The organism is Variovorax sp. Root473 (genome assembly GCF_001426505.1).
Classification (GTDB): Bacteria; Pseudomonadota; Gammaproteobacteria; order Burkholderiales; family Burkholderiaceae_C; genus Variovorax.
Genome location: NZ_LMEV01000018.1, coordinates 50,875 through 63,422, shown reverse-complemented (window position 1 = coordinate 63,422; position 12,548 = coordinate 50,875). Strand labels below are relative to the sequence as shown.

Genomic DNA, 12,548 nt, shown 5'->3' with positions numbered 1-12,548 from the left:
GGGCTCAGACGCGGCCGAGGTTGCGCCAGGCCTGCGTTCGTGCGAGCAGCACGCGCGTGAGCAGGGCATAGGCGATGCACACCAGCGTCGAGGTGACGACGATCAGGCTGGCCAGCGCGGCGGCCGGGCCAATGTCGCCGGCGTCGTCCAGGTGCATGATCGCGACCGACGCGAGGATGGTCTCCGGCGTGTACAGGAAGATGGCGCACGACAGGCTGGCCATCGATACCACGAAGAAGTAGCGCCCGATGTCCAGGATGGCCGGCAGGCACACCGGCACCGTCACGCGCAGGAAGGTCTTGAAGAACGGCACCTTGAGCGAGGCCGACACGGCCTCGAACTCGTTGTCGATCTGCTTGAGCGCCGTCACTGCCGTGAGGTGGCTCGAGGTGTAGTAGTGCACCACCATCGAGATGACCAGGATCGCCATCGTCTGGTAGAGAAAGTTCAGCGGGTTGGACGGATGGTTGAAGAACATCACGTAGCCCAGGCCGAGCACCAGGCCCGGCACCGCCATCGACAGCACCGCCATCAGGTGCATGCCCTTGCGCATGAGGCCCAGGTTGCGCGTCTTCTCGATCAGGTAGGCGCCCACGAACACGATGAGCGAGCCGGCCACCGCCGTGACCATGGCCACGAGCAGGCTGTTGCCGTAGGCAGCGGCCATGTCGCTCTCGACCAGCACGAAGTGGTAGTGCTTGAGCGTGAACGACAGGTCGTAGGGCCACAGCGAGATCGCCGAGGTGTAGATCGCCATGCCGATGGTGGCCAGCAGCAGGCCGCAGACCACGGTGCAGAACAGTGTGAGCAGTGCATCCGCCAGCTTGCGCGGCTTGGGCACGTAGGGCACCGAGCGCGCCGTGAGCTGCGCCTTCAGCTTGCGTCGCACCACGTAGTCGATCACGAAGGAAATGATCGACGGGATGAGCAGCAGCATGCCGACCACCGCGCCGATCGAGAAGTTGTGCTGGCCGACCACCTGCTTGAACACGTCGACCGACAGCACGTTGAAGTTGCCACCGATGACCTTGGGCGCGCCGAAGTCGCTCACCACGTAGGTGAAGACCACGGTGGCCGCGCTGATCAGGCCGTACTTGCACGAGGGCAGGGTGATCGTCATGAACTGGCGCAGGGGTCGTGTGCGCAGCGCGGCGGCCGCCTCGTACAGCCGGCCATCGGCCAGCGACAGCGCGGTGACCAGGATCATCAGCGCGTGCGGAAAGGTGTTGTAGACCTCGGCCAGGATGATCCCGGACGCGCCGTAGATCGAGGCGCCGCCCAGCAGGAACTTGAGCGCGCCCTGGTTGCCGAACCACTGCACGAACGAGATGGCCGACAGCAGCGAGGGCGCAAGCAGCGGAATGAGCGCGATGAGCCGGAACACCGCCTTCAGCGGCGCCGGCATGCGGCTGCGCGTGAGCGCGTAGGCGAACACGAAGGCCGTGGGCACCGAGATCATCACCACCGCGGCCGACACCCACACCGAGTTCCAGGCCGCGCGCAGAAGGCTCGGCGTCTGGAAGTAGGTGATGAAGTGGGCCAGGCCGACGAAGCGGCCGTTCTTGTCCTGCACCGCGTGCGCCAGGATGGTCAACAGCGGCGCGATGAGGAACACGAACAGCATCGCCATCACCACGAACAGGATGGCGCGCGCGATGGTCTCGTCGCGGCTCCAGCGCAGGGCGGGGCGTGCAGCGAGCACAGGGCGGGGACGTGCCAGCGTGTTCATGGCTTCGACGTGCGCGCGGCAAAGGCGCGGATGCGGTTGGCGCGCAGCGCGATGTCGATCACGTTGCCTTCGCGGATGTCCAGGTCGTGCAGCTGGTTCAGCGAGAAGTGCAGGCCCAGCGTCTGGCCGTGCAGCGCGTCGGCCGTCACTTCGGCAATGCACAGGCCGCCCAGGAACTCGACCTTCGTGACCTTGGCCTGCAGGCGATTCGGCGTGTCCTCGCGCAGGTGTTCCACCGCGCGGTCTTCGGGCCGCAGGTACAGGTTGACCGCGTCGCCGGGCTCGAAGGCGCCGTCGCAGGCGTCGCACTGCAGTTCCATGTCGCCGACCTGGAAGCGCTGGTTGCCCAGCGCCATCGCGCGCAGCACGTTGACCTTGCCCACGAAGTCGGCCACGAAGGGCGTGGCCGGCTGTTCGTAGATTTCCATCGGCGTGCCGACCTGCTCGATCACGCCGTGGTTCATCACCACGATGCGGTCGGCCATCGAGAGCGCTTCTTCCTGGTCGTGCGTGACCATGATGGTCGTGATGCCGACCTGCTTCTGCAGCCGGCGGATCTCGCCGCGCAGGCGGATGCGCTCCAGCGCGTCGAGCGCCGACAGCGGTTCGTCCAGCAGCAGCAGGCCGGGCCGCGTGGCCAACGCGCGGGCCAGGGCCACGCGCTGTTGCTGGCCACCCGAGAGCTGGCTCGGGTACTTGGCGCCCGAGGTCGGCAGGCCGACCAGCTTCAGCAGCTCGTCGACGCGTGCCTTGATCTCGCCGCGTTTGGCACGGCTGTTGACGAGGCCGTAGCCCACGTTCTCCGCGATCGACAGGTTGGGAAAGAGCGCATACGACTGGAACACGATGCCGTAGTCACGCTTGTCCGGCGAAAGCCACGAGACGTCCTTGCCGTTCTGCAGGATCTGCCCCGCGGTCTGTGTCTCCAGGCCCGCGATGATGCGCAGCAGCGTGGTCTTGCCGCAGCCCGAGGGGCCGAGAAAGCACAGCATCTCGCCCGGGTTCACGCGCAGGTGCACGTCGCGCAGCGCGCTGAAGGCTTCGAAGTCCTTTCGAACGCCGATGATCTCGAGCGCCGCGGCGGCGGCGGGCAACTGGCTGGCGATGAAGCGGGTGTCGGTCATGTCCATTTTTCGCACTCGTCGTTGGAGGGCATCACCAGTGGCGTCGCCCTTGAATTGAAAACAGGGAGATGCCGCAGTGCTTACTTCGGCTCTGCTTTGCCTTCGTAGCGCTTGCTCCATTCGGCCAGGATGCGTTCGCGGTTCTTGGCGGCCCAGTTCAGGTCGTTCTTGGCCAGCAGCTTCTCGTAGTTGTCGGGAATGCCTTCCAGCTTGGAGACCACGCCCGGGTAGGCGACCACGGCCCACCAGCGCGCGCTGATCTGGTTGGCTTCCTTGCTCGCCATCCAGTCGGCAAAGCGCTTGCCCTGCGCCAGCTTCGTGCTGGTCTTCATGAGGCTGGTGGCCTCGATGTCCCAGCCCAGGCCTTCCTTCGGAAAGATCAGGTCGACCGGCGCGCCCGACTTCTTCACCTGGTGCGCGCGGAACTCGAACGAGATGCCGATGGGGAACTCGCCCGCGCCCGCCTGCTTGCAGGGCTTGGAGCCCGAGTGCACGTACTGCGCGATGTTCTGGTGCAGCGCGTCCATGTACTTCCAGCCTTCGGCGTCGCCCATGTTCTGCAGCCAGTACGACACGTCGAGGTAGCCGGTGCCGCTGGAGGCGGGGTGCGGCATCGAGATCGTGCCCTTGTAGACGGGCTTGGTCAGGTCCTTCCAGCTCTCGGGCTTGGGCAGGCCGAGCTTCTTGGCCTCGACCATGTTGAAGCAGATGGTGGCGGCCCACACGTCCATGCCGACCCAGGCGGGCGGGCGCGCGGCGTCGGAGTACGCGGGGTTCAGCTCCTTGAAGCCCTTGGGCTCATAAGGAAGCAGCATGCCTTCCTGCTGCAGCAGCGCCAGGCTGCTGGCGGCCAGGCCGGCCACCACGTCGGCCTGGGGGTTGGCTTTTTCGGCCAGCAGCTTGGCGGTGACGATGCCGGTGGAGTCGCGCACCCATTTCACCTCGATGTCGGGGTTGGCCTTCTCGAACGCGTCCTTGTACAGCTTCATGGCGTCGGTCTCGAGCGCCGTGTAGACCAGGAGCGGCGTCTTTTGCGCCCACGCACTGCCGGACACGAGGCCGAGGGCCGCAACACACAGGGCAGCGGTGAGGCGGCGCGTGCTTTGTTTCATCGTCATCTGTTTCTCCTGAAAGGCTGGCTGTCACTGAAGAGGGTGAGTGAGGGGCTGGCGCCGGCGCGAAGGTATCCAACGCCGCCCGGTGTTTGCAATGTAGGTTGCTGATTGACGACTGTCAATAAAAGATTGTTGACAGTTTTCAATCCTTCGGGAAAATACGCCCCATGGTCACCAGCAATCACTCCGCCGCCCTCGCGTTCCTCCAGTCCAGCTCGCTGCCGATGCTGATGCAGGAAGAAATCGAGCGTTTGATCATGACGGGCGAGCTCCCCGTGGGCAGCCGCATCAACGAGAGCGAGCTCTCGCAGCGCTTCAACACCAGCCGCGGCCCGATCCGCGAGGCGTTGCGCGCACTGGAAGAAGCGGGCCTCGTGCGCAACGAGAAGAACCGCGGCGTCTTCGTGCGCGAGATCGCCTTCGAAGAGGCAGACGAGATCTACGAGCTGCGCGAGGCGCTCGAAGAAATCATCGGCCGGCGCGTGGCCCTGGCCATCCAGCCCGACGCGGTGGAGCGGCTGCGCGCCATGGTCGACGCGATGCGCTCGGCAGCCCAGGCGCAGGACGTGGAGCAGTACGCGCAGCTCAACCTGCAATTCCACGAGATCCTGCTCGACATCGCGGGCAGCAAGAAGCTCACCGAGACCTACAAGCGGCTCGTCAAGGAGCTGCACCTTTTCAGAATGCGCGCGCTCGACAGCGGCGGCGGCCTGCGGGTCTCGGCCGACGAGCACAGCCACATCGTCGACGCCATCGCCAGCGGCAACCCCGACACGGCAGGGCGCGCATTGCGCGAGCACGTGGCCGGCAGCCGTGCGCGGATGCACAAGGCCTTCGGCCGCATCGACGGCGACGCGGCCATTACCAGCAACACCCCTGCTACCCCGAACCACCCACCTCAAAAGGAAGTCTGAAATGACGCCGGAGACACTTGAAGTCAATGCCAGGAGCTATCGCTGGATGGCCCGTCCGATCGTGGTCGTGTGCGTGGACGGCTGCGAGCCGGCGTACCTCGACGCGGCCATCGAGGCCGGCGTGGCGCCCTGCATCGCCCGCATGCGCAAGGACGGTGCCGATCTGCTCGCCGACTGCGTCGTGCCCTCGTTCACCAACCCCAACAACCTGTCGATCGTGACCGGCGCGCCGCCGGCCGTGCACGGCATCTGCGGCAACTACTTCTTCGACCGCGAGCTGGGCCAGGAAGTGATGATGAACGACCCCAAGTACCTGCGCGCCGGCACCGTGCTCGCGGCCTTTGCCGACGCGGGCGCCAAGCTCGCCGTGGTCACGGCCAAGGACAAGTTGCGCAAGCTGCTGGGCCACAAGATGAAGGGCATCTGCTTCTCGTCGGAGAAGTCGGACCAGGTGACGATGGAAGAGAACGGCATCGACAACGTGCTCGATATGGTCGGCATGCCCGTGCCTTCGGTGTACAGCGCGGAGCTGTCGGAGTTCGTGTTCGCCGCCGGCGTGAAGCTCATGGAATCGCAGCGCCCCGACCTCATGTACCTGTCGACCACCGACTACGTGCAGCACAAGGCCGCGCCGGGCAGCCCCGCCGCGAATGCCTTCTACGCCATGATGGACGGCTACCTCGCGCAGCTCGATGCACTGGGCGCCACCATCGTGCTCACGGCCGACCACGGCATGAACGACAAGCACGGCGCCGATGGCTCGCCCAACGTGATCTACCTGCAGGACGTGCTCGACGGCTGGTACGGCGCTGAAAAGGCCCGCGTGATCCTGCCGATCACCGATCCCTACGTGGTGCACCACGGCGCGCTCGGTTCCTTCGCCACCGTGTACGCCCCCGACGAAGCCAGCGTGCCGGGTTGGATCGAACGCATCAAGGGCATCCCGGGCATGGAGCTCGTGCTCTCGCGCGCCGAAGCCGCCAAGCGCTTCGAGCTGCCGCCGGACCGCATCGGCGACATCGTGGTGGTGAGCGAGCAGAGCACCGTCATCGGCACCGCCGCCAGCCGCCATGACCTGTCGGCCCTCGAAGTGCCGCTGCGTTCGCACGGTGGTGTGTCCGAGCAGAAGGTGCCGCTGATCTGCAACCGCCCGGTCGAAGGCATCGCCCCCGGCCGCCGGCTGCGCAACTTCGATGCGCTCGACCTCGCCCTGAACCACGCACGCTGACACTGCACGGAGCACCCATGAGCCAAGCCATCCTGAAGCCAGGCACCGTCCACCGCGAAGCCCTGCGCATCGCGGGTGAAAAAGTGCATCGCGACCGCACCATCGAGGTCACCTACCCCTACACCGGCGAGGTGATCGCCACCGTGCCCAAGGCCACGCTGGACGACGTGCGCCACGCGCTGCGCATTGCCCGCGACTACAAGCCCACGCTCACGCGCTACGAGCGCTACAAGATCCTCATGCGCGCCGGCGAGATCATCGCTTCGCGCCTGGACGAGATCTCGCGCGTCATCACGCTCGAATCGGGCCTGTGCCGCAAGGACTCGCTGTACGAAGTGGGCCGCGCCTCCGACGTGCTGCTGTTCGCCGCCAACCAGGCGCTGGTGGACGACGGTCAGGTGTTCTCCTGCGACCTCACGCACCACGGCAAGAGCCGCAAGGTCTACACGATGCGCGAGCCGCTCTTGGGCGCCATCACCGCCATCACGCCGTTCAACCATCCGCTGAACCAGGTGATCCACAAGGTGGCGCCGGCCATCGCGACCAACAACCGCATCGTGCTCAAACCCAGCGAGAAGACGCCGCTCACGGCCTTCCTGCTGGCCGACATCCTGTACGAGGCAGGCCTGCCGCCGCAGATGCTGTCGGTGCTCACGGGCGACCCCAAGGAAATTGCCGACGAGCTGCTGACCAACGCCGACGTCGATCTCGTCACCTTCACCGGCGGCGTGCCCATCGGCAAGTACATCGCGGGCAAGGCCACCTACAAGCGCCAGATCCTGGAGCTGGGCGGCAACGACCCGATCATCGTGATGGAAGACGCGGACGTCGAGGAAGCGGCCACGCTCGCTGCCAACGGATCGTACAAGAACTCGGGGCAACGCTGCACCGCGGTGAAGCGCATGCTGGTGCACGAGTCGGTGGCGGATCGCTTCGTCGAGTTGCTGGTCGAGAAGACCCGCGCGCTGAAGTACGGCGACCCGATGGACCCCGACACCGACATGGGCACCGTGATCGACGAAGCGGCTGCGAAGCAGTTCGAAGCCGTGGTCAACGAAGCCATCGCCGCCGGTGCGAAGCTGCTGTACGGCAACGAACGCCGCGGCGCGCTGTACTCGCCCACCGTGCTCGACCACGTCGACCCCGAGATGACCGTCGCCAAGCATGAGACCTTCGGCCCCGTGTCGCCGGTGATCCGCTTCAGGAACATCGACGAGGCGATCCGCATCTCCAACGGCACGGCCTACGGCCTGTCGTCCTCGATCTGCACCAACCGGCTGGACTACATCACGCGCTTCATCCGCGAGCTGAACGTGGGCAGCGTCAACGTGCGCGAGGTGCCCGGCTACCGGCTGGAGCTCACGCCCTTCGGCGGCATCAAGGACTCGGGCCTGGGCTACAAGGAAGGCGTGCTCGAGGCGATGAAGAGCTTCACCAACACCAAGACCTACTCGTTGCCCTGGTAACCATGAGCCTCAGCATCCCCGACATCGTCGGCCTCCTCGAAACCAAGGGCCATGCGCAGTACGACGGCGAGCCGGTCACGCAGCTGGAGCATGCGCTGCAGTCGGCGCACCTGGCCGAGCAGGAGGGCGCGGACAGCGCGCTGATCGCCGCCGCCCTGCTGCACGACCTGGGCCACCTGCTGCACGACTTCGGCGGCACGCCGACGCAGCAGGGCCTGGACGACCTGCACCAGTACCGCTGCCTGCCGTTCCTGCGCGCGCTGTTCGGCCCGGCCACGCTGGAGCCGATCCGGCTGCATGTGGACGCCAAGCGCTTCCTGTGCGCGCGCGTGCCGGGCTACCTGGAAGCGTTGTCGGCCGACTCGAAGCGCAGCCTGCAACTGCAGGGCGGCGTCTTCGACGAGGCGCAGGCCAAGGCTTTCGAGACGCTGCCGTATGCGATGGACGCGGTGCGCCTGCGGCAGTGGGACGACACGGCCAAGCTGGCCGATGCCGACATGCCCGGCCTCGCGCACTTCGTGCGCCACCTCGAGATCAGTTCCGCCGAGCACCGGCAAGCCCTCACCGCCTAAGGCACACGGATGCGCCCCTTCTGGATCGAACAAGCGCTTTTCAACGATGGCGATCTGGCACCGGCGCTGCAAGGTGAAACCACTGCCGACGTCTGCATCGTCGGCGGCGGCTTCACCGGCCTGTGGACGGCCATCCAGGCCAAGCTGCAGGCGCCGGCGCTCGACATCGTCATTCTCGAAAGCGACCTGTGCGGCGCCGGTGCCAGCGGGCGCAACGGCGGTTGCCTGCTCACCTGGTCGGCCAAATTCCTCACGCTGCGCAGGCTGTTCGGCGAAGACGAGGCGGTGCGCCTCGTGAAGGCGTCGGAAGCGGCGGTGGGGCACATCGCCGACTTCTGCGCGGCGCACGGCATCGACGCCGAGCTGCGGCGCGACGGCACGCTCTACACCGCGACCTCGCAGGCGCAGATCGGCACGCTCGATCCGATGATGCAGGCGTTGGAGGCGCGCGGCATCCATTCGTACCACGCGCTGCCGCCCGACGAGGTGGCGCGGCGCTCGGGCTCGGTGCGCAACCTGGCGGGCGTGTATTCGCCCATCGCCGCCACCGTGCATCCGGGCAAGCTGGTGCGCGGGCTGCGGCGCGTGGCGTTGGCCATGGGCATCCGCATCCACGAGCGCACGCCGATGCTCGACTTCAGCACCGACCAACCGGTGGTGGTGCGCACCCCGACCGGCACGGTGCGCGCGAAGAAGCTGGTGCTCGCGATGAACGCGTGGATGGCCAGCCGCTTTCCGCAGTTCGAACGCACCATCGCCATCGTGTCGAGCGACATGATCATCACCGAGCGCTGCCCCGATCTGCTGCAGCAGATCGGCCTGACCGACGGCGTGTCGGTGCTCGACTCGCGCACCTTCGTGTACTACTACCGCAGCACGGTGGACGGCCGCATCATGCTGGGCAAGGGCGGCAACACCTTCGCGTGGGGCGGTCGCATGGCCAAGGTGTTCGACGAGCGCTCGCCTTATGAGGGCGAGCTCACGCAGGCCCTGCATTCCTTCTTTCCCGCACTGAGCGCTACGCCGATCACTGCGAGCTGGAATGGCCCGTCCGACCGCTCGGTGACGGGCTTTCCGTTCTTCGGCAAGCTCGATGGCGCGCCGCACATCTACTACGGCTTCGGCTACTCGGGCAACGGGGTGGGGCCGACCTACATGGGTGGGCAGATCCTGTCGTCGCTGGTGCTCGACCAGGACAACGCATGGACGCGCAGCCCGATCACGGGTGGGCCGCTGGGCTACTTTCCGCCGGAGCCGATGCGCTATGTGGGCTCGATCGTCGTGCGCAACGCGATCCGCCGCAAGGAACGCGCCGAGGACGAGGACCGCCAGCCATGGCTGGTGGACCGCATGCTCAGCAAGCTCGCGAACGCCGCAGGAAAAGCCGACAAGGCCTGACCCGCGGCTATCGACCGCTTCAGCGGTTCGACGGGAACGAGAACATCGTGCCTTCACGCACGCCGGCCGAGGGCCAACGCTGCGTGACGGTCTTGCGCTTGGTGTAGAAGCGCACGGCGTCGGGGCCGTAGGCGTGCAGATCGCCGAACAGCGAACGCTTCCAGCCGCCGAACGAGTGGTACGCCACGGGCACCGGCAGCGGCACGTTGATGCCGACCATGCCGACCTGGATGTTGTCGCTGAACCAGCGCGCGGCCTCGCCGTCGCGCGTGAAGATGCAGGTGCCGTTGCCGTACTCGTGCGCGTCGATCAGGTCCATGGCTTCCTGCAGCGTCTTCACGCGCACCACGCCGAGCACCGGGCCGAAGATCTCTTCCTGGTAGATCGTCATGCCGGGCTTCACGTGGTCGAACAGGCAGGCGCCCAGGTAGTAGCCGCCTTCGTGGCCTTCGACCTGGATGCCGCGGCCGTCGACCACCAGCTTGGCGCCGGCGGCCACGCCCGCGTCGACGAAGGCCTTGACCTTCTCGAAGTGCGGCTGGGTGACCAGCGGGCCCATGTCGTTGCCGTTGTCGGTGCCGGGGCCGACCTTCATCTTGGCGATCTCGACCTTCAGGCCTTCGACGACCGCATCGGCGGTCGCGTCGCCGACGGCCACCACCAGCGGGATCGCCATGCAGCGCTCGCCGCACGAGCCGTAGGCCGCGCCCATGAGCGCGCTCACGGCGTTGCCGATGTCGGCGTCGGGCATCACCACTGCGTGGTTCTTGGCGCCGCCGAGCGCCTGCACGCGCTTGCCGTGGGCCGTGCCCGTGGTGTAGATGTATTCGGCGATGGGCGTGGAGCCCACGAAGCTCACGGCCTTCACGCGGCGGTCGGTCAGCAGCGTGTCGACCGCTTCCTTGTCGCCGTTGACCACGTTCAGCACGCCCGGCGGCAGGCCGGCCTGCAGCGCGAGTTCGGCCATGAACAGCGTGGAGGAAGGCGTGCGCTCCGAGGGCTTGAGCACGAAGGTGTTGCCGCAGGCCACGGCCATCGGCCACATCCACAGCGGCACCATGACGGGGAAGTTGAACGGCGTGATGCCGGCCGCCACGCCCATGGCCTGGAACTCGCTCCACGAGTCGATGGCCGGGCCGACGTTCTTGCTGTGCTCGCCCTTGAGCAGCTCGGGCACGTAGCTGGCGTACTCGACGTTCTCGATGCCGCGCTGCAGCTCGCCATGCGCGTCGGCCAGCACCTTGCCGTGCTCGGCGGTGATGAGCGCGGCGATGGTGTCGGCGTTTTCTTCGAGCAGCGTCTTCAGGCGGCTCATCACGCGGGCGCGCTTGAGCGGCGGCGTGTTCCGCCAGGCCGGGAAGGCGGCTTGCGCGGAGGCGATGGCCTGCTCGACCGTGAGCTTGTCGGCCAGCGCGACGCTCTTGGCCGACAGGCCCGTGGCGGGGTCGAACACCGGCTGCACGCGGCTGCCGCCGCCGACGTGCTTGCCGTCGATGAAGTGGCCGATGGTGGCGGTGACGTTCTTGTCGTGTTGCATGTCTTCAGGTCTCGAAAGGGGATCAGTTGGTTTCTGCGAGGGCGTCTGCGAGCGCATTGACCATGCGGTCGATCTCGGCCTTCTCGGCGATGAAGGGCGGTGCGAGCTGGATCGTGTCGCCGCCGTAGCGCACGTAGAAGCCCTTCTTCCAGCAGTTCATCGCGATCTCGTACGGGCGGCGTGCGGGCTCGCCCGGCATTGCGGCGATGGTGATGCCGGCGGCCAGGCCGTAGTTGCGGATGTCGGCGACGTGCTTGCTGCCCTTGAGGCTGTGCACGGCGTTCTCGAAGTGGGGGGCCAGCGTCTGCACGCGGCCGATCATGTCTTCCTTCTGGAGCACGTCGAGCGCGGCGATGCCCGCGGCGCAGGCCACGGGGTGCGCGCCGTAGGTGTAGCCGTGCGGAAATTCGAGCATGTACTCGGGCCCGCCCGCGGCCATGAAGGTGTCGTAGATGTCCTTGTTGGCCACCACGGCGCCCAGCGGCTGCGCGCCGTTGGTGACCTGCTTGGCGATGTTCATGATGTCGGGCGTGACGCCGAAGGCATCCGCGCCGGTGAGCGCGCCGCAGCGGCCGAACCCGGTGATCACTTCATCAAAGATCAGCAGGATGTTGTTCGCGGTGCAGATGTCGCGCAGGCGTTTCAGGTAGCCCTTCGGCGGAATCACCACGCCGGCCGAACCGGCAAAGGGCTCGACGATCACGGCCGCGATGGTCGAGGCGTCGTGCAGCGCGATCAGGTCGAGCAGGCGGTCGGCCAGCTCGGCGCCGCTTTCGGGCATGCCGCGCGAGAAAGCGTTGCTGGCCAGCTGCGTGTGCGGCAGGTGGTCGGCCTCGACGCCCTGGCCGAACAGCTTGCGGTTGGCCGCGATGCCGCCGACCGAAATGCCGCCGTAGTTCACGCCGTGGTAGCCCTTCTCGCGGCCGATCAGGCGCGTCTTGCCCGCCTGGCCCTTGGTGCGCCAGTAGGCGCGTGCCATCTTCAGCGAGGTGTCGGCGGCTTCGGAGCCCGAGCCGGTGAAGAACACGTAGTCCAGGCCGGCGGGCGTCAGTTCCTTGATCTTGTTGGCCAGCTCGAACGAGAGCGGATGGCCGAACTGGAAGGCGGGGGAGTAGTCGAGCCTGGCGATCTGGCGGCTCACCGCCTCGGTGATCTCGGGGCGGCCGTGGCCCAGGCCCGAGCACCACAGGCCCGAGAGGCCGTCGAAGATCTTGCGGCCGTCGCTGTCGGTGAAGTAGGCGCCCTTGGCCTCCACGATGATCCGCGGATCGGCCTTGAAGTTGCGGTTGCCGGTGTAGGGCATCCAGTGCGCCTCGAGCCAGGCGGCGTCGGTGCGCGCGGTGGGCGTGGGTTCGATGGCGGGTGTGGCAAGGGTCATGGCGCATCCCGCACAGGCGGGCTCCGGGGGTGAAGGAATGCGCCGATTGTTCGCAGTGCCTTCAGTGTGGAGAATGGCGCAATATCA

Annotated in this window: 10 protein-coding genes; 5 read left to right on the top strand and 5 right to left on the bottom strand. The window is 66.9% G+C overall.

The window, feature by feature from the left end; translation table 11 throughout:
• Positions 1–4: 4 nt before the first annotated feature.
• The 3 genes from ASD34_RS22925 to ASD34_RS22915 all read right to left on the bottom strand — a co-directional run bounded on the left by ASD34_RS22925 (position 5) and on the right by ASD34_RS22915 (position 3,971).
• Positions 5–1,729, bottom strand: coding sequence for a putative 2-aminoethylphosphonate ABC transporter permease subunit (locus tag ASD34_RS22925; protein ID WP_056582761.1), 1,725 nt, complete (start codon positions 1,727–1,729; stop codon positions 5–7).
• Positions 1,726–2,859 carry a putative 2-aminoethylphosphonate ABC transporter ATP-binding protein gene (locus ASD34_RS22920; RefSeq protein WP_056582759.1) on the bottom strand — a complete coding sequence of 378 codons (1,134 nt, stop codon included), beginning with the start codon at positions 2,857–2,859 and terminating at the stop codon, positions 1,726–1,728. The genes ASD34_RS22925 and ASD34_RS22920 overlap by 4 nt, the downstream gene beginning before the upstream one ends.
• 74 nt (positions 2,860–2,933) lie before the next feature.
• Positions 2,934–3,971, bottom strand: coding sequence for a putative 2-aminoethylphosphonate ABC transporter substrate-binding protein (locus ASD34_RS22915; RefSeq protein ID WP_056582757.1), 1,038 nt, complete (start codon positions 3,969–3,971; stop codon positions 2,934–2,936).
• A 164-nt stretch (positions 3,972–4,135) separates the two neighbouring features.
• On the opposite strand from ASD34_RS22915, the gene ASD34_RS22910 reads away from it, so the two are divergent.
• From ASD34_RS22910 to ASD34_RS22890, 5 genes are read left to right on the top strand one after another with little or no spacing between them, the layout of a single operon-like run.
• Positions 4,136–4,882, top strand: a complete 747-nt coding sequence (locus ASD34_RS22910; protein WP_056582755.1) for a phosphonate utilization associated transcriptional regulator — start codon at positions 4,136–4,138, stop codon at positions 4,880–4,882.
• 1 nt (position 4,883) lies between these two features.
• Positions 4,884–6,110, top strand: a complete 1,227-nt coding sequence (phnA, locus tag ASD34_RS22905) for a phosphonoacetate hydrolase (protein ID WP_056582753.1) — start codon at positions 4,884–4,886, stop codon at positions 6,108–6,110.
• 17 nt (positions 6,111–6,127) lie between these two features.
• Positions 6,128–7,576, top strand: coding sequence for a phosphonoacetaldehyde dehydrogenase (gene phnY, locus ASD34_RS22900; RefSeq protein ID WP_056582751.1), 1,449 nt, complete (start codon positions 6,128–6,130; stop codon positions 7,574–7,576).
• 2 nt (positions 7,577–7,578) lie between these two features.
• The gene (locus ASD34_RS22895) at positions 7,579–8,148 is read left to right on the top strand and encodes a phosphonate degradation HD-domain oxygenase (protein ID WP_056582749.1); all 570 of its coding nucleotides are present in this window, start codon (positions 7,579–7,581) and stop codon (positions 8,146–8,148) included.
• Positions 8,149–8,157: 9 nt separating this feature from the next.
• Complete coding sequence (locus ASD34_RS22890) at positions 8,158–9,546, top strand: FAD-dependent oxidoreductase (RefSeq protein WP_056582747.1); 1,389 nt, start codon at positions 8,158–8,160, stop codon at positions 9,544–9,546.
• Positions 9,547–9,565: 19 nt separating this feature from the next.
• On the opposite strand, the gene ASD34_RS22885 is transcribed toward ASD34_RS22890, so the two are convergent.
• Together ASD34_RS22885 and ASD34_RS22880 are read right to left on the bottom strand one after the other, a co-directional pair.
• Entirely contained in the window at positions 9,566–11,083 is a 1,518-nt protein-coding gene (locus tag ASD34_RS22885) for a CoA-acylating methylmalonate-semialdehyde dehydrogenase (RefSeq protein WP_056582745.1), read from the bottom strand.
• 22 nt (positions 11,084–11,105) lie between these two features.
• A complete protein-coding gene (locus tag ASD34_RS22880; RefSeq protein WP_056582743.1) occupies positions 11,106–12,461 on the bottom strand; it encodes an aspartate aminotransferase family protein in 1,356 nt (451 codons plus the stop codon).
• Positions 12,462–12,548 lie beyond the last annotated feature (87 nt).

What these genes read in the sequence shown, in the direction of transcription:
- ASD34_RS22880 (WP_056582743.1), bottom strand. Translation starts at nt 12,461, where the DNA reads ATGACCCTTGCCACACCCGCCATCGAACCCACGCCCACCGCGCGCACC.
- ASD34_RS22915 (WP_056582757.1), bottom strand. Translation starts at nt 3,971, where the DNA reads ATGACGATGAAACAAAGCACGCGCCGCCTCACCGCTGCCCTGTGTGTT.
- phnY (WP_056582751.1), top strand. Translation starts at nt 6,128, where the DNA reads ATGAGCCAAGCCATCCTGAAGCCAGGCACCGTCCACCGCGAAGCCCTG.
- ASD34_RS22885 (WP_056582745.1), bottom strand. Translation starts at nt 11,083, where the DNA reads ATGCAACACGACAAGAACGTCACCGCCACCATCGGCCACTTCATCGAC.
- ASD34_RS22895 (WP_056582749.1), top strand. Translation starts at nt 7,579, where the DNA reads ATGAGCCTCAGCATCCCCGACATCGTCGGCCTCCTCGAAACCAAGGGC.
- ASD34_RS22920 (WP_056582759.1), bottom strand. Translation starts at nt 2,859, where the DNA reads ATGGACATGACCGACACCCGCTTCATCGCCAGCCAGTTGCCCGCCGCC.
- ASD34_RS22890 (WP_056582747.1), top strand. Translation starts at nt 8,158, where the DNA reads ATGCGCCCCTTCTGGATCGAACAAGCGCTTTTCAACGATGGCGATCTG.
- phnA (WP_056582753.1), top strand. Translation starts at nt 4,884, where the DNA reads ATGACGCCGGAGACACTTGAAGTCAATGCCAGGAGCTATCGCTGGATG.
- ASD34_RS22910 (WP_056582755.1), top strand. Translation starts at nt 4,136, where the DNA reads ATGGTCACCAGCAATCACTCCGCCGCCCTCGCGTTCCTCCAGTCCAGC.
- ASD34_RS22925 (WP_056582761.1), bottom strand. Translation starts at nt 1,729, where the DNA reads ATGAACACGCTGGCACGTCCCCGCCCTGTGCTCGCTGCACGCCCCGCC.